This window comes from Sphingopyxis sp. sgz302558 (assembly GCF_057220455.1).
Window position 1 is genome coordinate 1,045,348 of the sequence record NZ_JBXPUZ010000001.1, and the last position, 22,262, is coordinate 1,067,609.

Annotated in this window: 26 protein-coding genes; 12 read left to right on the forward strand and 14 right to left on the reverse strand. The window is 60.9% G+C overall.

The features are described from left to right. Window positions 1–5: 5 nt before the first annotated feature. Genes AC2TC0_RS05195 through AC2TC0_RS05215 form a run of 5 tightly spaced genes read left to right on the forward strand, consistent with a single transcriptional unit; the run spans window position 6 to window position 4,030 of the window. Window positions 6–275, forward strand: a complete 270-nt coding sequence (locus AC2TC0_RS05195; protein WP_484716418.1) for a flagellar biosynthetic protein FliQ — start codon at window positions 6–8, stop codon at window positions 273–275. Between the two features lie 8 nt (window positions 276–283). Continuing rightward, a complete protein-coding gene (gene fliR, locus AC2TC0_RS05200) occupies window positions 284–1,063 on the forward strand; it encodes a flagellar biosynthetic protein FliR (protein ID WP_484716419.1) in 780 nt (259 codons plus the stop codon). Window positions 1,064–1,065: 2 nt separating this feature from the next. Further along, window positions 1,066–2,202, forward strand: a complete 1,137-nt coding sequence (locus AC2TC0_RS05205) for an EscU/YscU/HrcU family type III secretion system export apparatus switch protein (RefSeq protein ID WP_484716420.1) — start codon at window positions 1,066–1,068, stop codon at window positions 2,200–2,202. 43 nt (window positions 2,203–2,245) lie between these two features. Continuing rightward, window positions 2,246–3,616, forward strand: coding sequence for a flagellar filament capping protein FliD (gene fliD / locus AC2TC0_RS05210; RefSeq protein WP_484716421.1), 1,371 nt, complete (start codon window positions 2,246–2,248; stop codon window positions 3,614–3,616). A gap of 12 nt (window positions 3,617–3,628) precedes the next feature. Continuing rightward, entirely contained in the window at window positions 3,629–4,030 is a 402-nt protein-coding gene (locus tag AC2TC0_RS05215; protein WP_484716422.1) for a flagellar export chaperone FliS, read from the forward strand. A gap of 12 nt (window positions 4,031–4,042) precedes the next feature. On the opposite strand, the gene AC2TC0_RS05220 is transcribed toward AC2TC0_RS05215, so the two are convergent. The 14 genes from AC2TC0_RS05220 to AC2TC0_RS05285 form a co-directional block, all read right to left on the reverse strand. Then, window positions 4,043–5,107, reverse strand: a complete 1,065-nt coding sequence (locus AC2TC0_RS05220; RefSeq protein WP_484716423.1) for a sigma-54 interaction domain-containing protein — start codon at window positions 5,105–5,107, stop codon at window positions 4,043–4,045. A gap of 151 nt (window positions 5,108–5,258) precedes the next feature. Beyond that, window positions 5,259–6,122 (reverse strand): flagellar motor protein MotB, encoded by an 864-nt coding sequence (locus AC2TC0_RS05225; protein ID WP_484716424.1) that lies wholly within the window; start codon window positions 6,120–6,122, stop codon window positions 5,259–5,261. Beyond that, the gene (gene motA / locus AC2TC0_RS05230) at window positions 6,122–6,985 is read right to left on the reverse strand and encodes a flagellar motor stator protein MotA (protein ID WP_484716425.1); all 864 of its coding nucleotides are present in this window, start codon (window positions 6,983–6,985) and stop codon (window positions 6,122–6,124) included. The genes AC2TC0_RS05225 and motA overlap by 1 nt, the downstream gene beginning before the upstream one ends. An 88-nt stretch (window positions 6,986–7,073) precedes the next feature. Beyond that, window positions 7,074–7,904: a flagellin gene (locus AC2TC0_RS05235; RefSeq protein WP_484716426.1), complete on the reverse strand. Its 831-nt coding sequence runs from the start codon at window positions 7,902–7,904 to the stop codon at window positions 7,074–7,076. An 11-nt stretch (window positions 7,905–7,915) separates the two neighbouring features. Then, window positions 7,916–9,244, reverse strand: coding sequence for a flagellar hook-associated protein FlgK (flgK, locus tag AC2TC0_RS05240; RefSeq protein ID WP_484716427.1), 1,329 nt, complete (start codon window positions 9,242–9,244; stop codon window positions 7,916–7,918). Then, window positions 9,241–9,549, reverse strand: coding sequence for a rod-binding protein (locus AC2TC0_RS05245; protein WP_484716428.1), 309 nt, complete (start codon window positions 9,547–9,549; stop codon window positions 9,241–9,243). The genes flgK and AC2TC0_RS05245 overlap by 4 nt, the downstream gene beginning before the upstream one ends. Further along, complete coding sequence (locus AC2TC0_RS05250; protein ID WP_484716429.1) at window positions 9,546–10,658, reverse strand: flagellar basal body P-ring protein FlgI; 1,113 nt, start codon at window positions 10,656–10,658, stop codon at window positions 9,546–9,548. Before AC2TC0_RS05250 ends, AC2TC0_RS05245 begins: the two co-directional genes overlap by 4 nt. Window positions 10,659–10,671: 13 nt before the next feature. After that, window positions 10,672–11,349 carry a flagellar basal body L-ring protein FlgH gene (locus AC2TC0_RS05255; RefSeq protein WP_484716430.1) on the reverse strand — a complete coding sequence of 226 codons (678 nt, stop codon included), beginning with the start codon at window positions 11,347–11,349 and terminating at the stop codon, window positions 10,672–10,674. Then, window positions 11,330–12,118 (reverse strand): flagellar basal-body rod protein FlgG, encoded by a 789-nt coding sequence (flgG, locus tag AC2TC0_RS05260; RefSeq protein ID WP_484716431.1) that lies wholly within the window; start codon window positions 12,116–12,118, stop codon window positions 11,330–11,332. The genes AC2TC0_RS05255 and flgG overlap by 20 nt, the downstream gene beginning before the upstream one ends. 12 nt (window positions 12,119–12,130) lie before the next feature. Further along, entirely contained in the window at window positions 12,131–12,874 is a 744-nt protein-coding gene (locus AC2TC0_RS05265) for a flagellar basal body rod protein FlgF (RefSeq protein WP_484716432.1), read from the reverse strand. 33 nt (window positions 12,875–12,907) lie between these two features. Further along, window positions 12,908–13,735: a flagellar hook-basal body complex protein gene (locus tag AC2TC0_RS05270; protein WP_484716433.1), complete on the reverse strand. Its 828-nt coding sequence runs from the start codon at window positions 13,733–13,735 to the stop codon at window positions 12,908–12,910. A gap of 4 nt (window positions 13,736–13,739) precedes the next feature. After that, entirely contained in the window at window positions 13,740–14,072 is a 333-nt protein-coding gene (locus AC2TC0_RS05275; RefSeq protein WP_484716434.1) for a flagellar hook assembly protein FlgD, read from the reverse strand. 1 nt (window position 14,073) lies between these two features. Beyond that, complete coding sequence (gene flgC, locus AC2TC0_RS05280; RefSeq protein WP_484716435.1) at window positions 14,074–14,478, reverse strand: flagellar basal body rod protein FlgC; 405 nt, start codon at window positions 14,476–14,478, stop codon at window positions 14,074–14,076. A gap of 2 nt (window positions 14,479–14,480) precedes the next feature. After that, window positions 14,481–14,819 carry a flagellar basal body rod protein FlgB gene (locus AC2TC0_RS05285; RefSeq protein ID WP_484716436.1) on the reverse strand — a complete coding sequence of 113 codons (339 nt, stop codon included), beginning with the start codon at window positions 14,817–14,819 and terminating at the stop codon, window positions 14,481–14,483. A 299-nt stretch (window positions 14,820–15,118) separates the two neighbouring features. Between AC2TC0_RS05285 and AC2TC0_RS05290 the strand changes: the two genes are divergently transcribed. From AC2TC0_RS05290 to AC2TC0_RS05320, 7 genes are all read left to right on the forward strand, one after another. After that, window positions 15,119–15,610 (forward strand): flagella basal body P-ring formation protein FlgA, encoded by a 492-nt coding sequence (locus AC2TC0_RS05290; protein WP_484716437.1) that lies wholly within the window; start codon window positions 15,119–15,121, stop codon window positions 15,608–15,610. Window positions 15,611–15,730: 120 nt separating this feature from the next. Further along, the gene (locus AC2TC0_RS05295) at window positions 15,731–16,036 is read left to right on the forward strand and encodes a flagellar biosynthesis anti-sigma factor FlgM (RefSeq protein WP_484716438.1); all 306 of its coding nucleotides are present in this window, start codon (window positions 15,731–15,733) and stop codon (window positions 16,034–16,036) included. Continuing rightward, window positions 16,033–16,335, forward strand: coding sequence for a hypothetical protein (locus AC2TC0_RS05300; RefSeq protein WP_484716439.1), 303 nt, complete (start codon window positions 16,033–16,035; stop codon window positions 16,333–16,335). The genes AC2TC0_RS05295 and AC2TC0_RS05300 overlap by 4 nt, the downstream gene beginning before the upstream one ends. Window positions 16,336–16,415: 80 nt before the next feature. Beyond that, a complete protein-coding gene (locus tag AC2TC0_RS05305) occupies window positions 16,416–17,246 on the forward strand; it encodes a transglycosylase SLT domain-containing protein (protein ID WP_484716440.1) in 831 nt (276 codons plus the stop codon). Beyond that, complete coding sequence (locus AC2TC0_RS05310) at window positions 17,243–19,360, forward strand: flagellar biosynthesis protein FlhA (RefSeq protein WP_484716441.1); 2,118 nt, start codon at window positions 17,243–17,245, stop codon at window positions 19,358–19,360. Before AC2TC0_RS05305 ends, AC2TC0_RS05310 begins: the two co-directional genes overlap by 4 nt. Beyond that, window positions 19,350–20,087 carry a sigma-70 family RNA polymerase sigma factor gene (locus tag AC2TC0_RS05315; protein WP_484716442.1) on the forward strand — a complete coding sequence of 246 codons (738 nt, stop codon included), beginning with the start codon at window positions 19,350–19,352 and terminating at the stop codon, window positions 20,085–20,087. Before AC2TC0_RS05310 ends, AC2TC0_RS05315 begins: the two co-directional genes overlap by 11 nt. Before the next feature lie 52 nt (window positions 20,088–20,139). Beyond that, entirely contained in the window at window positions 20,140–21,252 is a 1,113-nt protein-coding gene (locus AC2TC0_RS05320) for a GGDEF domain-containing protein (RefSeq protein WP_484716443.1), read from the forward strand. The last annotated feature ends 1,010 nt before the right edge of the window (window positions 21,253–22,262 follow it).

The following is a 22,262-nucleotide window of genomic DNA, read 5'->3' on the forward strand; positions in this document are numbered from 1 at the left end:
CGGTCATGGAGGCGGATTTCTTTATTGGCATCGCGCAAAGCGGCTTGTGGGTGTTATGCCTAGCTGCAGCCCCGATCCTGCTGCCCATACTCGTAACCGGCGTGCTGCTTGGCATGGTCCAGGCCGCAACCTCAATTAATGAACAGACGCTAACTTTTGTGCCTAAACTGGTGATTGCGGCGGTGTGCCTGGCACTGTTTGGCACCAGCATGCTGGTTTTGCTGACGGATTTCACCCGCGACCTGTTTGCCCAAATCCCGCTGCTGGTGCGTTGAGCCGGCGCATGGACACGCTCGTCCCGCCCAATGTCGAGGCCATGTTGCAGCTCGTACTGCTGGCAGCGCTGCGACCCGGTGCTGCGCTTCTCGCTGCGCCGGTGTTCGGATCGGCCAATATCCCGGTTCAGTTGCGCCTCCTGCTCGCAGTGGCCATCGGCCTGCCGATGACCGGCACCGGGACGGTGGGGCTGCCCGCCGACGGCCTGATCAGCTGGACGGGCTTCTTCCTGATTGGCGGTGAAATTGTGCTGGGCCTCGCCATCGGCTTCACGCTGCAAATGGCGCTCGGTGCGGCGCTGATCGCCGGAGAAACGATCAGCAACACCATGGGCCTCGGTTTTGCGATGATGGTCGATCCATACAGTGGGCGCATGAATACCGCCGTTGGCCAGTTTCTGGCGCTGTTGGCTACGGCGCTTTTCCTTGCCGCAGACGGACACTTGATGCTCATCGCTTCCATTGCTCAGAGCTACACGGCCTTTCCCGTGGGCAATGCCTGGCCTGCCCGCGATGCCATAGGCGCGATCATCGCCTTTGGCAGCGCCATGTTTCAAGCGGGCCTTGCCATCGCTTTGCCCGTCGGTTTTGCGCTTGTGCTGGTCCAGCTGGTGATGGGGGTCATTGGCCGGTCGGCACCGGCACTTAACCTGTTTTCCGTCGGCTTGCCCGCTACCTTGCTGTTTGGCACGGTGCTGATGGCCATGGCGGTTCCTACGATGGCTGATGCCATTGCCTTGATCTTGGGTGATGCCCTTGCACTCGCTCGCTCGGTAGCGGTCCCCTGACCATGGCGCAGGACAGCGACCAGAGCCAGAAAACCCAGCAACCGACTGCCCAAAAAATTGCCAAGGCGGTCGAGGAAGGTGACGTGCTGTTGTCGCGTGAGCTTATGACGGCGCTGGCGGTGCTCGCCGGTGCCTTCTGGTTGGCTGGGGCGGGCAGCTGGCTTATCCATGCATGCCGCCAATTGCTGCTCAAGGGGTTGAATTTCTCTCGCCCCGACATCGAAGAGTTTGCCCCGGCAAGTGCGTTGACCCGCGAATTGGCCGAGCTGGGCCTCCCGATGCTGTTGTTGTTCTGCGCCACGCTGTTGGTCAGCATCCTCGGCACGGCAGCGCTGGGCTCGCTCGGCTGGCGGAACAAGGCATTTCAGTTCAAGGCCAACCGGTTGAGCCCGGTGGCAGGCGTCAAGCGCATGTTCGGAACGCACGCCTGGGTGGAACTGGGCAAGGCAGTGGCTAAGGTCCTGTTACTCGGCACGATTGGCTATGTCTTTTTGGCCGGCCAGTTGCCGGCGATTATGGGCTTGGCGGCCGCTGACGTCGTCGGTGCCAGCCGCATGGCCGGGACGGCCGTTATCAATGCCCTGTTTGCTCTATCGGTCGGACTGGTGGCCATTGCGTTGATCGACGTGCCCGCGCAGTGGCAGCAACGCCGTCGCCGCCTGATGATGACCGTCGATGAGCTACGCCGGGAAACGCGCGAGAACGACGGCTCCCCTGAAGTGAAGGGGCACCAGCGCGCCCGGCAGCGCGAGATTTTGACCGGATCGGCGCGGCGGGCAGTGTCCGAGGCCGCCGTGGTGCTCACCAACCCGACCCATTTCGCCGTGGCACTGCGCTATCGCCCGGGGATTGATGCGGTTCCGCTTGTTGTTGCCCGCGGTCGCGGCGAAACTGCGCTGGCGATCCGTCAGCTTGCGGCGCATGCCAATGTTACCGTGCTGGAATATCCCCAACTGGCCCGCGCGCTCTACTTCAGCGTACGGGCAGGACGGACGATTCCTGAGGAGCTTTTCGTTGCCGTGGCGATGGTACTGGCGTTCGTCTTCCGGCTGGATGCGCAAGCTGCCGACGCGTCACCGCCGCCGGTCGATGTTCCGCCGTCGCATCGGTTTGACGCTCATGGGCGGCGCGAGGCTTAAAGTCGCTCAATCGCGACCGTTATGAACAGGGATCGGAGCCAATATGCAAAATAACATCGTCTCCAGTTTGGGCGCTGGGTCCGGCCTCAACGTGCCGCAACTCGTGCGCGATCTTGCGGCGGCATCGCGCGAACCCAAGGTAGGTCGCATTACGGCGTTAGCCGAACAGAATCAGGCGCGCATCAGTGCGGTCGCCCAGGCGCGTTCCGATCTCGACGGTCTTGCCAACTCGCTCGCCGAAATTGTCAGCGACGGAACGCTGCGTAGCGCTCCGACGGTGTCCAACACCAGCATATTGGATGCCGTGGCCAGCCCAGGTACCAGCGCATCTGCATTTGCAGCGACGGTCGAAGTCATCGAACTGGCGCGCGCACAAAGCGCGGCATCGGGGGTAGTTGCGTCGCGCACCGCACCCGTCGGGCAGGGTACGCTCGACATCGTCGTCGGCGCGACCAGTTTTGCAGTGACCATCGATGCAACCAATGACAGCCTTGATGGCCTGGCCACTGCAATCAATGCTGCGGGCCGCGGCTTGCGCGCGTCAATTGTCGGCGACGCCGGCGGTTTTCGCCTCATCGTAAAGGGCGAAACCGGTGCGGCCAACAGCTTCACCGTTGCGCTAGGCGCAGGCGCCGATCCAGCTTTGGCGGCCTTTACCACGGGTGGCGGACTTGCCATTGCCCAAACAGCCAGCGACGCCAGTGTGCGGATCGACGGGGTTACCTTTGCGCGCGCCAGCAACACAATCACCGATATCCTGCCCGGTATCACCTTGAACCTCAAAAAGGCGGCGGCAGGCGAAAATGTCGGCATCGGTGCTAGCCGCCCGACGGCCGCCATTCGCCAAGCGCTGGGCGACTTTGTTTCGGTATTCAATCAGCTAAAGAACAACGTCACGGCGGCCGCGCGGTTATCGGGAACCGGTTCAGACCTGCGTCAGCTGGGCAGCCAACTTCAGGCAATTGCCGGGACCGCACTGACCAGCCACCCCACCATCAACCGGCTGAGCGACGTTGGCATCAGCACCACGCGCGACGGCACATTGCTGCTCGACAATGCCAAACTGGAAGCCGCCATCGCGCTTGATCCGGAAGCTGTCGAGGCACTGTTCAACCCGCCGCGCAGCGCCACCCAAACCGCATCGACCGATCCTGGCTTGGCTGGGGTAATGGATGCATTGCGGGACCGCGCCGTTGGCACTGACGGGGCGATCGACCGCGTGGCGAAATCGCTCGAAAACCGTCGCAGACAGCTGGAAGAAAGTCTGGCGCGGGTCGAAGAGCGCGAGGCCGCCTACGCTGCGCGGCTCGAACGGCAATATGCCAGACTGGACATTCAGGTGGGCGCGTTCCGGGCAACCCAAGCCTATCTGGAGCAGCAAATCGACATCTGGAACAACAACAACAGCAATTGATCCTGACCATCCATGCCCCTGAACGCTGTCTCTGTGCGCGCCTCCAGCGCCTATCGCCAAGTCCAGCATGAAAGCCGTGCTGCTGCGGCCGATCCAGTGGAATTGGTGGCAATGTTGTATGAGGAACTGGAAACCGCACTGGGCGTGCTTCTGGTCCTTGCCAAGCAACGCCAGCCGATCGCGACGACCGATCCGGCGCACCGTGTGCGGATGGTGCTTATTGCGTTGGACGCGGGGCTGGATCATGCCGCCGGCGGCACGTTGGCACAGTCGCTATCACAGATCTACAACAGCATGCGCCGTCGTTTTGATGCCGTTGCCGCCATCAATGATATCGCCGGCCTTACCGAAATTGCCGATGGCGTCGCGTCGCTTCGCGCCGCGTGGGATCAAATTGGGCGCCCCGCTGGCTGAGCCGTTTCTTGGTCAGGCGGCCTGCTGCTGCAGACCATATTTGCGCATTTTTTCGATGAGAGTCGTGCGCTTCAGCGTTAGCAGCCGCGCCGCGTCGGCAATGATTCCGTCGGCAAGGTCGAGCGCTGCATGGATTTGTTCCAGTTCGATGGCTTCAATCTCGCGCTTCAGGTCAATTGGCCGGCCCGGCTGTGGCGTGCGTGCAGGGCCCGTTGACCGCTCGGTGCGCGCGGAGACGGCGTTGTCTTCGATTTGTGCACAATCATCGGCAAATTCTTCGGCCAGTGAGGCCGCCGGATTGAGCAGGATGCGGGTGTCGCGCGGGCCGATAGTCTCGCCGGGATGCAGGGTATTGGCGCGTTCGACCAGATTGCGCAGCTCGCGCACATTGCCTGGCCAGTCGTGCTCCATCAGCAACTCCATAGCGTCGGGGGCGAAGCGGCATTTGGCCGCCGGGTCGACATTGCGCTGAAAATGGCGGATCAGCGCGGGGATGTCCGAAATGCGGCTTGCTAGCGCAGGTACCCGGAGCACAACGACGGCAAGACGGAAAAACAGATCCTCGCGAAACCGGCCAGCAGCAATGGCATCAGGCAAATCCTGATGCGTGGCCGAGATCACCCGCACATCAACTGCGCGCGTTTCGCTGCTGCCGACGCGTGTGATATGGCGTTCCTCTAGCACGCGCAGCAGTTTGACCTGCATGTCATAACGCATGTCACCGATCTCATCTAGAAAGATGCTGCCCCCATTGCTGGCTTCGAAATGACCGGTGCGGCGGGCAATGGCGCCGGTAAACGCGCCCTTTTCATGTCCAAATAACTCGGATTCAATCAGCTCGGCGGGAATTGCGCCACAATTGACAGCAGAGAAATTATTCTTTGCTCTGGAGCTGGCATCATGGATGGCACGCGCCACCAATTCCTTGCCCGACCCCGAAGGTCCGGTCAGCAACACCGAGGCATTGGTCCGCGCCACCCGCACAATCATTGAGCGCAAGCGTTGCATTGCTTCACTTTGGCCAATCAGAGCTGCCTCCACCCGCACATCCACATCGCTGATCGACGAACTTTGCATTTCCGGCCCCTGCTGGTTTCCATACCCGAACGCCAGCAGATATCGGGCAAGGATGGTAAATGGCGGATAAGGCAAGGGTAAGTGAAAGCCCTAAGGGCTAGACCGCAGAACGCGCAAAAGGAACCGCCAGTCAGCCGCCGCGATCGCGGGGTCAATTCCCAGAATATTGCCAACCCAATGTGATCGACATTCGCCGATTGCGCGGGTCGAATTTGTCCCCCGGTACAAAAGGTTCAAGTTCTGCCGCACCCTCGATGCGCTGGAACCGGCGCGGCGCTATGCCGCGATATTCGAGCAGCGCCCGGGTGACTTCGGCGCGTTCGGCGGACAAGCGCCAATTATTTGTTCCTGACGCCGTTGAAAAGGGCGTGGCATCGGTGTGGCCGCGGATGATGATCTGGTTGGGAACCTGCGCAACCACTTCGGCGACAGTTTGGAACAGGCGCGCGCCGCTGGCGGTCAACTGGCTGCTGCCGCTGGTGAACATGGCAAACTCGGCGTCATCAACGATATCGATTCGCAGTCCTTCGCTGGTCTCGGTAAAGCGCAGGTTACGGGCAAGTCGGCGCAGCTCGTCGCGCTTGCCGACACTCGCCACCATGTTTTTGGCAACAATCCTGAATTTTTCGCGTTCCATTTCGCGCTCGCGGCCCGACGCTTCTTTTGGTCCCCCCGTCACGTCGCGCGGAATGGTGATTGACCGCGTGCCGGTTTGACCGGCCCGGTGCGGATAATTGTCGGCTGACACGATAGAATCGCCGCCAAACATCCCATTCGACCCAGCGCTTTCCTGTTTCGTTTTGACGATCGTCGGGGCGAAATAGTCCGCCAGTGCCTTGCGCTGTTTTTCGGTGGTGGCACCCAGCAGCCACATGAGCAGGAAAAACGCCATCATGGCCGTGACAAAGTCGGCATAGGCGACTTTCCACGCGCCGCCATGGTGACCACCATGTCCGGCGACGGTGATCTTTTTGACGATGATGGGGCGAACCGGCTGGTTTGACAGTTGCGCCATCAGCGGCCTCTCGCTGCATCAAAGACTTCCGAAAAGCTCGGCTGGTTGCTGTGCGCAATGCCTGAACGCGCTGCCTCGATGACCAGCGGCTGGGGATGGCCGTGCAACGATGCGATGATCAATTGTTTAACCGTGTGGTAAATCGCCCCGTCCGCCTCGGCGATCTGTTTGGCGCGGTTGGCGAACGGCCCGACCAGACCATAGGCCAGCAAAACGCCCAGGAATGTCCCGACCAGTGCCGAACCAATCATCCCGCCCAAAATTTCGGGGGGCTTGTCAATCGACCCCATCGTTTTGACGACCCCCAGCACGGCCGCGACGATGCCCAGTGCCGGCAACGCATCGGCGAGCCCCTGCAAGCCCTCGGCGGGCTTGATGGCGTGATGATGGTGGGTTTTGACGGCATTATCCATCACCTCTTCCACCGCATGCGGGTCAAGCGTTCCCGACGATACCACGACCAGGCGCAGCGTGTCGCAAATCAGGTGAACCAGCGTTTGGTCCTTCAGCAGCTTCGGATATTGCTGGAACAGCGCCGAGCTCTCGGGCTGTTCAATATGTGGCTCAAGCGCCACCGGCCCGTCGGTGCGCATGATTTTCATCAAGGTCGACACCAACACGATGCAATCCAGATAATCCTGCTTGCCATAGGACGGGCCCTTGAACACCTTGCTCATTCCGCCGCCGAGCGATTTGAGTTCGCTGACCGAATTGCCGATCACCAGCGAACCCAGCGCCGCACCGCCGATGATGAGCATTTCGTGCGGCATGGCATGCAAGACGGGCTCAAGATTGCCGCCGGTCAGCGCAAAGCCCCCGAACACCAAAACGATCAGCAGGATGATTCCGATAACCGGCAGCATGCGTTAGTGTCTCACTTTTTTGGCAGTGGGGCACCGCGCTGCCCATGCAGTATGATTAACGGTCCACAGCGCGATGCCTAAAGGGGCGTTAGCGCAATAAATCGAACAAGGTCTGCCGGTTAATCCGGGCGAAGGCTGCTTGCGCCGCTTCCAGCGTCAATGTTTGCGCATTCAACCGGGCAATCGCTTCGGACAAATTCGTGTCCATCAGCTCAGATCGTTCCGCCGCCAGTTCGATATCGCGCGTGGCAAGCGCCTCGCCGATCCGTTCGAGCCGCGCGCCAGCAAGGCCCAGCTGGGCGCGCTGATCGGCAAGGTGGGCGATCGCCCCGTTGGCCTCATTGCCTGCAGCGGCGATGAGCGCAGCGTCGCCGCCGCGGACCGCAGCGGCGGCATCAGCCACAATCACTGCGATACTGCGCCCGCCGACGGCCATGGCCGTATCGCGTCCTGGCAGCGCCGCAAAAACTGTATCACTGCCGAACCGCGCCATGCGGCCGTTGCTGCCTGGCAGAAACAGCGGTTCGCCATTGGGAGCGGTCGTTGCACCCAGACTGGCCAGCTCGTCCGCTATCGCACTGATCTCGTTTGCAATCGTATTGCGATCAGCGGCGTTGACGGGGCCACCGGCCGCCAGAACAAGTTCACCAACGCGCGCCAACAAATCGCTTGAGGATTCCATCACGCTATCGGCTTGGGCCACGCGCGACATCGCCTGGTCCACATTCCGGTTCCATACTGCAACGGCCGTTTTTTCCTGTTCAAGGCGTGACGCCCGCGCAAAACCGGAAGGGTCGTCCGAACGGCGCTGGATACGCTGGCCGGTTGAAACCTGGATTTGGGTTTGCTCCAATTGATCGGCCAGTCGCGACTGGCGATTAATTTCACGGGATAGCCGGTTGCCGACTGCATTGATCATGTCATGCTCCCCTAAATCGCGTTGAACAGGGCTTGCATCGTTTCGCGCGCCACCTGAATGGTTTGCGCGGCAGCCGTATAGGCCTGTTGGAACCGCAACAGGTCGGCCGCCTCGCGATCAAGATCGACTTCGCTGACCGCGTCACGCGCGGCGAGCGCGGCTTCGCGGCGTGACGATCCGGCAATGCTCTGCGCCTTGGCGCTTGCCGTTGCTTGCCCTTGCCGCGATTGCAAATCGGCCCAGATGGCTTCGGGGCCTGCACTGGTACGCAATTGGCCAAAGCGAATCATGTTGCCGCTGGACCCGGTCCCATCGGCGGCCGCTACGGCGTCAGGCGTCAGCGGCGCCGCAGTCAAGGTGATGGCGCGTGCCGTTCCGGTAAACAGCGCGCTGCCCGCCGCGCCATTCGCGTCGAAGCCGGCCTGATGGGTGGTGTTGAGGGTGCCTGCAATGGTCGTGGCCGCGGTATCTAGGGCAGTCCGTTCGCTGGCGATGCGGTCGGCGGCATCGGCGCGGCCAGCCAAGGCCCCGCTGCCCGCCACCAATGCTTGTCCTGCCACCGTATAGGATATGCGGCCATTGGCATCGGCGGTCATGCTGACCGTTTGAAAGGCCCCGCCACCGACCAACAGATCACCGCTGCTTGCCGCGCGCAGTGTCACGGTGCCGCGATTGCCAAAGCTGGCGGCGATATCCAGACGTGATGCTAGTTGCTCCAACAACCGGTCGCGTTCATCCAATAACGCGGCTTCGTTGCTCGACCCCGGGCGCGCCCGGCGCAGCCCCGCATTTGCCTTTTCCAGCGCCTGCAGGTCCGTGTTAAACTGGCTGACATCGTCATTGGCAGCCGCAAGATTGGCGCTGCCCACCCGTTCAAGCTGTTCGCCCGCTGTCCGAAATCCCCCGGCGACGGCGCCAACATTATCCAGAAACTGACTGCGTAGAGCTGGATTCGCGGGGTCTATGGTCAGGGCATCGGCGGTGCCAAGCAGCGCGGTTATTGCCGTTGCGACACCATTGTTGCTATCGGCAAGTGCCGTTTCGATGCCCTGCATGGCATCAAACACCAGTCGGCTGCGTTCACCATCGGATGTCGCCAGTCGGGCCTCTTCGGCCAGCCATTGGTCGGTAGCGCGTACCACGCCCACCACTTCGACCCCGCCGGGACGAACATGGCTGCGCGTCAGCAAAGTGTCGCCCGCGCCAATCGTTTCCTGCAGCGCCAAAGTGCGCCGCGCATAGCCGGGGGTCTGGGCGTTGGCGATGTTGTCGCCCACGGTTGCCAGCGCCCGAGAATAGGCCCGCAGACCGCTGGCGCCGATGCCTAGAATGTCGCTCATGGCTTGCTCCCTTGGCCAGTACGCAACTGGCGCTCGACCATATCGGCAATCCCGAAGCTACGCCGCGCGGCCAAAGTGTCGGCAAGCCTGGCATCGGCCACCTCGCGGAAATTGTCGGTCGCGCTGGAACCGAACACATCGTCGGCAAGCCGGCCTTGCCGGACTGCGGCGAGCATCTGACGCAGGATAATTGCCTCAAATGCCTCTGCGGCCTCTCGCACTTGGGCATCATTTGCCGTTGCCGCTGTCGATGGCGCGAGCGGCGGGGCCGTGGCTGCGGTGACCGGGGGCAGGGCGGGCGTCATATCACCACCAACTCTGCAGTCAGCGCTCCTGCCTGATGCAGGGCCTCCAGAATCGCGACCAGGTCACCAGGCGGTACGCCAAGCCGGTTGATCGCATCGACCAACTCGGCCAGCGATGCGGTCGGCTTGACCAGCGCGACCTGCGCCTGAGCTTCATCGACGGCGATGCTGCTATCGCGTTCCACTGCCGTTTCGCCGCGACTGAAGGGCGCTGGCTGGACGATGGTCTCGCTTTCCTTGATGGAAACCGTCAGCTTGCCTTGAGTGATAGCCGCAGCACCCACCTGCACTTTGCCATTAATGACCACCGTGCCGGTGCGCGCGTTGACGACCACCCGCGCGGGTGGGTCGGCGCGCTGGATTTCCAGGTTCTCGATGCGCGACAGCAATCGCATGCGTGTATCGCTATCGCCGCTCACCTGAATTGCGATGCTGGTGCCATCGACCATGCGGGCGAGGCCGGGGGCAACGGACCGATTAATCGTATCGGCAACGCGCTGTGCATTGGTAACATCGAACTGGTGCAGGTTGAACATCAACTCGCTGGCCGATGCCAGACCATTGCTGACAGCCCGCTCCACCGTAGCTCCCCCAGCGATCCGGCCGCTTGACGGGACATTGACGGTCAGCTTTGAGCCATCGGCAGCATCGACGCCCAATCCGCCGATCGCTAGGTTGCCCTGCGCCATCGCATAGATCTGGCCATCCGCTCCATAAAGCGGGGCCAGCACCAATGTGCCGCCGCGCAGCGATTTCGCTTTTCCAATCGCCGATACCGTTATGTCCAGCCGTTGCCCGGGCTTTGCGAACGGTGGCAGCTCGGCAGTGATCAGCACGGCCGCAGCGTTTTTGAGCGAGGGATTAACGCCCGGGGGAAGCGTCAATCCAAAGCGGGATATGGCGCCGCGCATACCCAATGTTGAATAGTCCAGACTATCGTCGCCGGTTCCGGCCAGACCGACCACCAGGCCATAGCCGGTCAGCTGGTTGGTTCTGATCCCCTCGATTTGCCCCATGTCTTTGATGCGCGCGGCATTGGCCGACGACGGGACCCAGGTTAATCCCAGCAGCAGTATCAGGCACAGGCGAAACAGGACAAAGCGGTTCATGGCAAAATTCCGTTCAAAACGGGCTGATCATGGAGAAAAAGCGCTGCAACCAGCCTGGTCGGCTGGCGCGGGCAACATCGCCCTTACCAGTGAAGCGGATGGTGGCATCGGCGATGCGGGTCGAAGCAATGCGGTTGTCGGGGCCAATATCGATGGCGCGGACCAGTCCCGAAATCTGCACCCACTCGTCGCCGCGATTCAGCGTCAGTTGCTTTTCGCCGCGCACCAGCATCGTGCCATTGGGATATACGGCGGCCACGGTGACCGTAATTTCGCCCGACAGGCTGTTGGCCTGGGCGGCGTTGCCTTGGCCATTGAATTGCTGTCCGCCGCCCATGCCAATGTCGGACGGGTTGAAAAAGGACAGTGGGCCCGTGGCAGGCGGCGTCAGGCTGATATCGCCTTCGCGCTGGGTTGCCGACCCGCTGCTTTTGCTTGCAGCGGTGCGCTCGACCAGCTGGATGGTCAATATGTCGCCGACCTGACTGGCACGGCCGCCCGAAGTCAGCGGCGTGTAACTGCCACTGAAAATGCTGCCACTGGCCGGCGCGGCGGTTGGCAGCGGCGGCGCGCTTGGCGCGAAAGCATCCGGAGCGACCTTGTCCTTCGCCGCTGCGGGTGCAGCAGACAGCGCCAGTGCGGCCAGCGCAGCAATGGCCCCGCCGGCCGCGTCAGAGCGTCTGTGTCGCATTGCTCATCATCTCGTCTGCGGCCTGAATCATCTTGCTGTTCACTTCGTAGGCGCGCTGCGTCTCGATCATGTCGACCAGCTCTTCGACGACATTGACGTTCGATCCTTCAAGCATCCCGGAACGCAGCAATCCGCGGCCCTCCTCGCCGGCGACGCCAACTTGCGGCGCGCCTGAAGCGGCGGTTTCGACGAGGATATTGTCGCCGACTGCCAGCAAACCCGACGGGTTGGTGAAACGCGCCAGCTCGATCCGGCCCGCTTCGGTCGCCTCGGCCTGGCCCGCCACCGTCACCGAAACCGTGCCGTCCGGCGCGATGGATACATTGGTGGCGTCGTCGGGGATCTGGATCGCAGGCTCCAGCGGCTTGCCGTCACCGGTCACCATCACGCCTTCGGCCGAACGACTGAAATTGCCAGCACGGGTATAACCGATACGGCCGTCAGGCAGCTGCACTTGGAAAAATCCGGCGCCATCGATGGCTAGGTCCAATGCGCTGCCGGTGGGATTGATCGTCCCTTGGGTTTCGATGCGCGATGTGCCGGCAATTCGCACCCCGGTTCCGAGGTTCAGACCAGTGGCATAGCGGTTTTCGGCCGATGCCGACGCACCGGGCTGGGTCATCAACTGATAGCCCAGCGTCTCGAAACTCGCGCGGTCCCGCTTGAATCCTGTGGTGTTCACGTTGGCCAGATTGTTGGCAATCACCTGCATGCGGAAATTTTGGGCATCGAGCCCGGTGCGTGCGACGTGCAATGCTCCGAAGGTCATGATTTTGCTCCTTTAACTTGGCAGCTGCATCAGGCTGGCGCTGGCGTTATCGAGGTCGCGCGCGCTGCCGATCAGTTTCAACTGCGTGTCCCACGCTTTGCTGGCCTCGATCATTTCGACCAGCGCCGACGTTGGGTTGACGTTGGATCCTTCCAACGATCGCGCGACCAGCCGGGCATCGGGGTCATCGGGCAACACGCCGCCCCCGCCAGCGCGAAACAGGCCATCCAACCCCTTCAAAATCTCCAGCCCCGCCCCGCTCACCAATCGCAGGCGAGCCGCTTCCTGCGGCTGCGATGGATCGCCGCCGGTCGGAACGACCAGAATGCGGCCATCGGCCTCGATCGATATGCTGTCGGCCGGGGGCAGAGTGATAGGACCGCCATCCCCCTGAACCGGGTGGCCGTCGCCCGTGGTGAGCAGGCCGCTTGGCGATAGCTGGAGGTCGCCGCGCCGCGTGTAGGCATCGGATCCGTCAGGTGCCTGCACCGCCAGCAGTGCATCGCCCCGCAGCGCGATGTCCAGTTCCCGTCCAGTGGCTGTCACGGTACCAGGGCGCATGTCGGCACCGACCACTTCCTCGACGCCAAAGGCGCGGCTGTCCAATCCGGTACCATCCAGCCACAACGCTTGTGCCCGCGCGATTTCGCTGCGGAAACCGGTGGTTTGGGCATTGGCCAAATTGTTGGCGACGGCGGTTTGGCGCGCCATGCTGCCGCGCATTGCCGTCAGACTGGTATAGATAAGGCGGTCCATGATCACCCTTTCGTTAACGGTCGCACCCCGTCATCAGTTAATGTTGATGATGCTTTGGGTAATGTTCGACGCGCTTTCGATCGCCTTGGCATTGGCCTGGAAATTGCGCTGGGCGGCGATCAGCAGGACCAACTCTTCCGTTATGTCCACGTTTGATCGCTCCAGTGCGCCCGACCGGATGGCGCCCATGGGGCCATTGGTGGCACCGTCAATGGTCGGAGGCCCGCTGTCGCCAGTCGACTGCCAATGGGCATCGCCTACCGGCCGCAGCCCTTCCATCGCGGGAAAGGTGGCCAGCGCCACCTTGCCCAACGTCTGATCGGTTCCGTCGGCAAAGGTTGCGACAACCAGCCCTTCGAGATTGATCGAGATATTGACCATGGCCGCAGTGGGGTCGGTCGGCGAAGCGACTGGCAGGACCAGGTCGTACATACCGCCCAGCGTCCGGTCGGTCACATTGCCATTGGCATCGACCGGCAGCAGCTGAAGCTTTGCGCCCGTTGAATCGAGCACCTCGCGTGCCGGGTTGACGGAAAAGGACCCGTTGCGGGTATAGGACACAGCATCGCGCGGCGGATCGCCCTTGACGATGAACATGCCTTCGCCGGCGATCGCCATGTCCAATGTGCGGTCACTCGCCTCAGGCGTGCCTTGGGTGAACTGTTGGTTGATGCCGATCAGCCGCTGGCCCTGTCCCGCGATCGTCTTGGTGGACTGGGTAGGCGAAGCGGCGAACAGATCGCCAAACTGGGCGCGGCTGCGCTTGAAGCCGGTCGAGCCTGCGTTCGCGATATTGTTCGAAATGACCGACATGTCGGTCTGCGCGCCCTTCAGGCCCGATAGGGAAGTGTAGAAAGTCATGATCTTATCCTTTCGCTTGGTCGGAAGTAGATTTGGCCGCTCCGGCGGCAAAGCTGGCGGCTAGTTCGCTGAGCTGCTTGAGCAGGTCGGTCTGCGCCTGCAACTGGTCGCCGATGGCACTCAACTTGTCGTTGGTTTCGGATACGCCGGCGAGGCTGGAAAACTGTGCCATCTGGGCTACCATTTCCTGATTATCGACCGGGTTGAACGGGTCCTGCTGCGCCAACTGAGCAGTCATGAGGCGCAGGAAATCTCCCTGGCCAAGCTGTGTGCCTTCGGTTTTTGTGGCCAGCGGCGCGGTGGCAAGGTTGATAGCGGTGGATGAACGAAGTTCCATGTCACTGTCCCATTCTCAAGGTTTCGTTGATCAAGCCCTTGGCGGTTTCGAGCGCCTGGACATTGCTGCGGTAGTGCTGTGCCGTTTCGACCATCTCGACGAGTTCAGCGGCGGTATCGACTGCGGCGACCCATACATTGCCCTCGGCATCGGCCATCGGACTGGTGGGGTCATGGCGTTTGGAGGGGGCCATGCGCGAATGGACTACTTGATCAATGCCAACGGTTGCGCGGCCCTGTTGGTCCACCAGCGTCCGGAACACGGGCTTCATGGAGCGATAGGCGCTGGCTTCACTGCCCGAAACCGAACCTGCGTTGGCGAGGTTGGAAGCGGTGGTGTTCAATCGCACCATCTGCGCCGCCATGGCGCGGCCACTGATGTCGAAAACAGAGTATCCGGCCTGCATCCTCATTCTCCCTTGATCGCGCGGCTCAGCGTGTTGATGCGGCCATTCAGGAAGGACAGGCTGGCGCGGTACCCCATCGCGTTCTCGGCATAGGCGGTTTGCTCGGTCCCCATTTCGACCGTGTTTCCGTCCAGCGAGGGTTGAACCGGAATGCGATACCGAACCGCTGCTTCGATCGGCCGACCGCTTTCCGCTGCTGCAAGTGCAGCCGAGAAATCGAGGTCACGCGCCTTGAATCCTGGCGTTGCTGCATTGGCGATGTTGGAGGCAAGCAGCATCATACGCTGGTTGCGCAGCTGCAATGCGGTGGCATGAATGCCCAAAGCACGGTCAAATCCCATGTCGCTCTCCTTTCTCCCGTCCTCGATGCCGGCGGCAGCGTCAGGCGGGTTGAACATACGACAGGGTGTGCGATGCAGTTATCGTGCCATTTGGAGTAAAATGTCTATATTCATACCGTTAACACGGTTGGATTGGCGCAGGTCCTTCACGGAATGGCGCACTGCCAAAAATTTGACGCCGATAAAGTCAGGCTCGCGGGACCGCCTGTGAAACGGCCGATTGGCACAGTTCCTGCTTTGCGATTTGGTGACCCGGTGGCCGAAAGCTGCTTCCGGGAAATCGGAGTAGGGGCATGGCTATGCGAACCGACATCATGATGGGTCTATTTATAGGGCTTGCGCTGACTGCGACTCCCGCAAATGGACAGGAATTTGAAAATCTCGATTTGCTGAACCAGCGTGCGGCCACTTTGGCAGCAACGCTTGGCCAGCAGGCGATAGCAGTAGATCACCGCATAAAATTGCCGCGATGTCCTGAGTTGGCCATAATTGAACCGCAGGACCGCCATGCAATTGCCGCGCGTTGCCTGCCGCTCGGCTGGCGCATGCGCATTGCGCTCGCTCCAGCTGAAGGTCCGGACCGCACCGTTGCCTCGCCGGCTGCGGCAGTGATCAAACGAGGAGATCCCCTGCGTCTGCGTGTGCAGCGCGATGGCTTTGTGCTGATCTATGATGTGGTGGCGGCGGCCAACGGCCGGGTCGGCGACATGATCTTCGCCCGGGCTGAAGGCAGCAAGGCAATGCTGCAGGTGAAGCTGCTCGGGCCGGGACAAGCAATGCTGGCCGAATAGGCTTGCACCCGCGTCCGGAAAGATTTTTGACCGCGAGCGCTTAATCAATCGCTTTAGAAGTCGTTAATGGTTGCCATGATGATGGGCGTTTGTTCGTCCCATACGCGATGGAGGCCTGCGATGTTGGAAAAGAACGCCAGGATAGATGCTTTAAGCCCGGTCGGCAGAACGGTAAGGCAAACTGCCGCCCCGGCGTTGGCGGCTGGCGCGCGCGTCGCAGCCGTGGCCGCCGACACGAAGGAAGTCGCTGTTCCGCAATCCGATGTGCTGGCAATGGCAGCCAGTATTGCCAGTGAGGCACCGCCAGTCGATGCCGCTCGGGTCGCGGCGCTGCGCGAAAAGATCGCCAATGGTGACTATTCCATCATGGTTGCGGCCACCGCGCTGGCAATTGCAAATGTACTCGTAGATCCGGACGAAGCATGAACCCGCACTTACCGGCAATGGAAACGGCGTTGGAAGGGCTCGCCACGGCTATTCGCACATTTGATGCGCCGGCCATTCATGCCGCCAGCGAAGCCCTCGCGGTTGCTGTTAGTGGTATAGATGGCGCTTTCGTAGACCGGCTGGGCCGCCCTGACCGTGATAAGCTCGCCGATTTCATCGCGCGACTGCAAACCCTCTCGATGGAGGTCAATCTTCACAGCCAATGGACGCGTCAGCGTATTGACAGTCTGGCCGATTTGCGGGGCCAGCGTCACCTCAAGTCAGGTCTATATTGTTGAAAATATGAACAAATAAGTGATGGAGCGCGATTTGGCACGATGATTGCTGGTGGTTTGCCACAACCGTGGAAAACCTATCAATGTCGAACCTTGCGTTGCCCATTACTTCTGCCAACAGGCTCCCCCCGGTCGCTTCGATTGTAGCCGATGTCGCGAGCCGCACCGGCGTCGAATTTGACTTCCTGATCGATGTTGCCCGCGTGGAAAGCAATTTCGATCCATCTGCACAAGCGCGGACCAGTTCGGCCCACGGGCTCTATCAGTTCACCAACCAGACCTGGCTAGCGACGCTGCACCGGCACGGAGCTGCCCACGGCTATGGCTGGGCGGCCGACTCCATTCAGCGCAATGCCGCAGGTCGCTACGACATTGCAGACCCTGCAATGCGTGCGTCGGTCCTCGCTCTGCGCGGAGACCCGGCAGCCTCCGCCAGCATGGCGGCCATGCTGACGGCTGATAACCGTGACCTACTGACGGCTCGTACCGGGACCACGCCAGAGAACGTCGATCTTTATCTCGCCCATTTTTTGGGGGGGGCGGGTGCTGTCAAATTCATCCAGGCATGGCAGGACAATCCGGACCAGGCAGCGGCGCCCTTGCTACCCGACGCAGCGGGGGCCAATCGCAGCATTTTCTATTCTGCCGTCGGCGTCCCGCGCAGTCTGGGCGAAATCCGTGAACTTTTTCGCCAAAAACTTGATGACGGCAACGCCGCATCCCTGCCGGGCGGGACTGCGATGTCGGCTCCGGCATTTGCCCACAGCGCGGCACGTCGCAACATGCCGGCCAACGACCGGGCAACGCTCCCGCTGCTCGAAATGCGGCCGATGCCGGAAAAACTGTCGCTCGCCTTTGCCGCTGATACGTACCGACGGTTGGCGGCGCTTGGCCCAACGGGTCGCTCGGTATGATGCCCGCCGATCTCTCTGGCGGCCGCATGGCCAGCATGCTGCTGTTGCCTGCCGCCATGTTGTTTTTGGTCGGCCTGATGGTCGTGCCGGTGTCGCCGACCATTTTGGATATCGGTTTTGTCGCCAACATTATGATCAGCCTAGCGGTGCTGATGGTCGCGTTGTCGGCGGCACGTCCACTCGACTTCTCCGCCTTCCCAACGGTGCTGTTGCTTGCGACTTTGTTCCGTCTCGCTCTCAATGTGGCCTCGACCAGAGTCGTGTTGATGCATGGGCATGAAGGCACGGCAGCCGCGGGCCATGTGATCGAGGCCTTTGGCGAAGTGCTGATTGGCGGCGATTACATTGTCGGCCTGTTCGTGTTCTTCGTACTGATGATCATCAATCTGATCGTCATTGCCAAAGGCGCCGGGCGCGTGTCCGAAGTGTCTGCCCGCTTCACGCTCGATGCCTTGCCAGGCAAGCAAATGGCGATCGACAGCGAACTTGCTGCAGGCCTGCTCACGGCCGACGAAGCCAAAGCGCGACGCCAGGACGTCGCGACTGAGGCCGATTTTTATGGGTCGATGGACGGTGCTTCCAAATTTGTGAAGGGCGATGCCATCGCTGGGGTGCTGATATTGTTCGTCAACATCATCGGCGGCTTGCTCCTTGGGATTTTCAGCCACGGCCTTTCGCTTTCCGAAGCTGGCAGTGCTTACATCACGCTGGCAATCGGCGACGCGCTGGCGGCCCAGATCCCGGCGTTGCTGCTCTCTATTGCGGCGGCATCTATTGTAACACGCGTGGCCTCGCCATTCGATCTTGGTGGCCAGATCGGCCGCCAGTTCGCGTCGGCGCAAGTGTGGTTCGCGGTAGGGGGCATCTTCCTGCTGCTCGCCATGATCCCGGCGATGCCGCAAACGGTCATGTTGCCTGCCGCCGCTACCTCACTGGCGTTGGGTTGGCATTGCCGCCGCCTGGCCAACGCTCCCGAACCGGTGGCCGAAGAAGTTTTGCCTCCCGAAAATCCGCATCTGATCGCTTGGGACGAAGTCAGTGCGGCGGCTCCGTGCCAGCTTGACGTTGGCTATGCACTTGTTCCTTTGATTGATGAGCGCAAGGGTGCGCCATTGATGGCGCGCGTGACCGGCATTCGCCGTCAACTGTCCAAAGCCCTTGGCTTCGTGGTGCCCCCAGTACGCGTCGCTGATGATCTTGCGCTGCCGGGCAACGGCTATCGCATTTCCGTTGGCGGGGTCGTGATCGGTGAAGATGAAGTTTTTGCCGGCGAGCTGCTGGCACTTGATTCTGGTGCCGCAACTGGCCCGATTGATGGTCGGCCGTGCAAGGATCCGACCTTTGGTATCGACGCGTTGTGGATCGCGCGGAGCGCCCAGAGCGAGGCGATAGCGGCAGGCTACACGGTGGTCGATCCTGCAACGGTGGTGGCCACACACCTCAACCATTGCATCACCCGTGCGGCTGAAGAACTCTTCGGCATAGACGATGCGCAGGCGCTGGTTGATCATCTCAAAACCTCTTATCCACAACTCGCCCAAGCCTTGACGCCGCAAGCCTATAGTTTGCCGCGCATCGCCGCCCTGTGTCGTGCGTTGCTCGCCGAACGGGTCCCGCTGCGCGATTTCCGCCAGATTGCCGAAGCTATGGTTGCCGTCGCAGGCGTCCCCCTTGCCGACGGCGAACTGGTGGAAGCGGTGCGGCAACGCATCGGGGCCTTGATTGTACAGACGATCGTGCCTTCGCGCTTGCCACTGCCGGTCGTCACGCTTCAGCCTGAACTCGAAATGCTGCTGGTTCAGGGAGTGCGCACCAATGCGGGCGCTGAAACACCGTTCGAACCTGAACTCGCGCGCCGCATCATCGACCAGATTGGTCAAGCGGTGGCGCCCTTGATGGTGTCCACAGGTAGCTTTGCGGTGGTGGTGTCGCCGCTTTGCCGGGCCGCATTGGCGCGGCTGGTCCGGTCCGCATTTCACGAAGTGACGGTGCTTTCCTACCTCGAATTGCCGCCATCAAAACCCACCGAAATCGTCGCGACGATCGGTACGGCAGAGCGTCATCTTCTGCCGCAAGAATCCTCGCACGCCGGGAGCATGCATGATGAAACATGAAACTGCCGAACAATATCGGCATGCCGAAGCCGGGCTACGGTCGGCATATGGCGCATGCGCGGAGGACTTGGTGCGTACGCATCGGGCGCTGGTACGCAAGCTAGCTTGGCTGGTGCATGGCCGCGCGGTTCGATCGGCTGAATTGGACGATCTGATCCAAGTCGGAATGATCGCGCTGATCGAGGCGAGCCGGACCTATCAGGACCAGGGTCACAGCTTTGCAACCTACGCCACAATCCGGGTGCGCGGGGCGATGGTCGATCATGCGCGGCGCGAAACGCCCGTGGGACGCGCGGCAGTGTCGGCGGCGCGGCGTCTAGGACTGGCGCGCCAACGGCTGGAACAGATGTTGCACCGTGCGCCAGCGACCAGCGAAATCGCCGAAGAATTGGGCATGACAGCGCACGACTTCCTCGCTTTTGAACAGTTAGGCAGCCGCACATCTCCCTCGTCGCTCGACGATACCGATGGGCTGGCCGCACAGCTTGTTGACACGGATCAGCTTGGGGCCGACGCCAGCTTGGAAAAAGCTGATTTGGTTGCCCTGCTCGAACAATCACTAGCCGCGCTAAACACGCGCGAACAGCTCGTGCTCCAGCTTTTCTTTTACGAAGAGCTTAATCTTGCCGAAATTGGAGCCGTTCTTGGGGTGAGCTCCGCTCGCGTCTGTCAGATCAAGTCAGCCGCGTTAACCAAGTTGAGTGCCCAAATGGACGCAGCAGGTTGACGCGCTACGCCTCAGACAGAACCATAATTTTGTAAAGAAGGCGACCCGCAAAATGTCAACTGCAGAATCCTTTTTCATAACAAGTGCTAAGCGACTGTTCGGGCATGGTCAACGTCATGCCGACGGCACTGCAGTTGCGGTCGACCCAACCAACAATCGCAGCGGACTGGCCGCACAGGCTCGACAATTGTTGCTGGAAGCTATCAGCGGCTTTTTTTCGGCGCACGACCTGCACCTCAATGGTCGCCGTCTGATGTTGGTGCATGAGTTGCTCGATGGGCGCGATAGTTGGCTAAATGATCGGTACGCCGAACGTAAACAGTCGGGCCTTCCCGTAAATGACCAGTGGCTGGACCAGATTGACATTGATTTTGCCCAGCAAAATCGCTCGCAGCTTGACCAATTAATGGCCGAATTCGAATGTCAGGTCGGTCAGTTCGCTACCAACGCGCGCGACACCCGGCTTGCTGCAGAGGGGTATGAAACCAAATTGACCGATGTGGCAGCGGGCAAACATGGCAAGGCAACGTCGCCTGAAGGCTTGGCTCGCCTGGCCCAGCAGATGGTTGAACAGACGCGCGACCTCGTGCTGACCATGAAGAGCAGCGAACAATATACCCAGGGGCTGCAACAGCGCCTCGAACAGGCTAAGCTTGCCTCGGAAACCGATACGTTGACCGGCCTGCCGAACCGACGGGCGTTCGAGGAACACTTTGGGCGCCAGATCCAGCGCGCGCGAAAGGGAGGATATCCCTTGTGCGTGGCCTTTTGCGACATCGATAACTTCAAGCGCGTCAATGATGTGCATGGTCATGATGCAGGTGATCGCGTTCTGCGCAAGGTTGGCTCGGAACTGGCGAGTCTTGCTTCGACAAGCAGCTTCGTTTCGCGTCACGGCGGCGAGGAATTCGTTGTTCTCTTTTCCCAGTTGAATGTCGCAGCTGCCAAGAAGCGCTTGGATGATGTCCGGACGCGCCTCGGTTCAACGCCGCTTTGCAACCGAACCAATGGTGAAAGCATTGGCTGCATCACGTTTTCTGCTGGGGTGGTCGACGTAATGGGCTACGCCAACCCACGCGATGCACTCAGCGCCGCTGACAAGGCGATGTACCTCGCCAAACGCGCGGGTAAAAACCAAGTCCTGTGTGGTGATGCGTTAAACTGACCATGCGGCCGTTTGGCGAGCAACACAATCGAAGACCGCATTCTGATCCGCCGGCGCGGCGAGAATGAATGTCCGACATAAAGGTGCATGGCTGCCTTGACGCGAATAGCTGATAACAGATCGATTGCTGACTGACGGCTTTCAACTGAGAAAGCTGGGAAAGCCGACTTTCAGTTACCGACCGCATTGCGGACGCCTTTTCACTGAGCGATGTTGAGGCTGTGAACAGGGGAAGCGATACCAATGGGAACTGAAGGTCCTTTCGGATGGTTCGCTCTTTTCTTCTTCGGATTGGCCATACTCATTCTTGTCGGGGTGCCTCTTTACGGTGCCGCGCTGATCATCAGAGATTGGCTCAACAAATAAGCTTTACGACCGTCCCCTTCCCACCCCGAAGCTGACGCCTCCTCAACACATTGTTGTGCCTGACTGCTGACTGGCAGCGTCCAGGCAGAATGGTGCCAAGGCAGAATGCCAAGGTACAGCATCTCGTTTGCACCGACAGGGCTGCGATTGGTCCGGTGGCGGACAGCCGAGTTTGCATTTCAGTCGGTCGTCCGCAACCATCCGGAGAGGTTGCGGATGTCCATGACCGACCCGGTAACCGGCAAGCGAACCGTCCAGACCGTGGCTGCTGATGCCGGTGAGAAACTGCAGGCAGTTATACAAAAGGCGCTGGCCAGTAAGACCACGCAATAGAATGGTGCTGACGGGGAACACGCTGCTCGACCTCGGGATCAGAGTGCAACTGGGTGAGCAGGCTATCACTTTATAGCTTGAAAAGGTGCTGTCAGACCAAACGTAACGTGACGCCGTTTGACTGGGAGAGGGCAGGGGGTCCAGCCCATTTCCGTTCCCGAACCGCCCCAAACAGGACCCAAGCGGCGTTCCCGGCCGAATGGCCGTTCCGCTTAACCCGCTATATTTGCCTGCTGAAAGACTGGTGCGCCACGCAGTCCGTGGCGCACGGGTCTCTGTGTGCCATTTCCCTGTTGTACAGGGATTCTGCA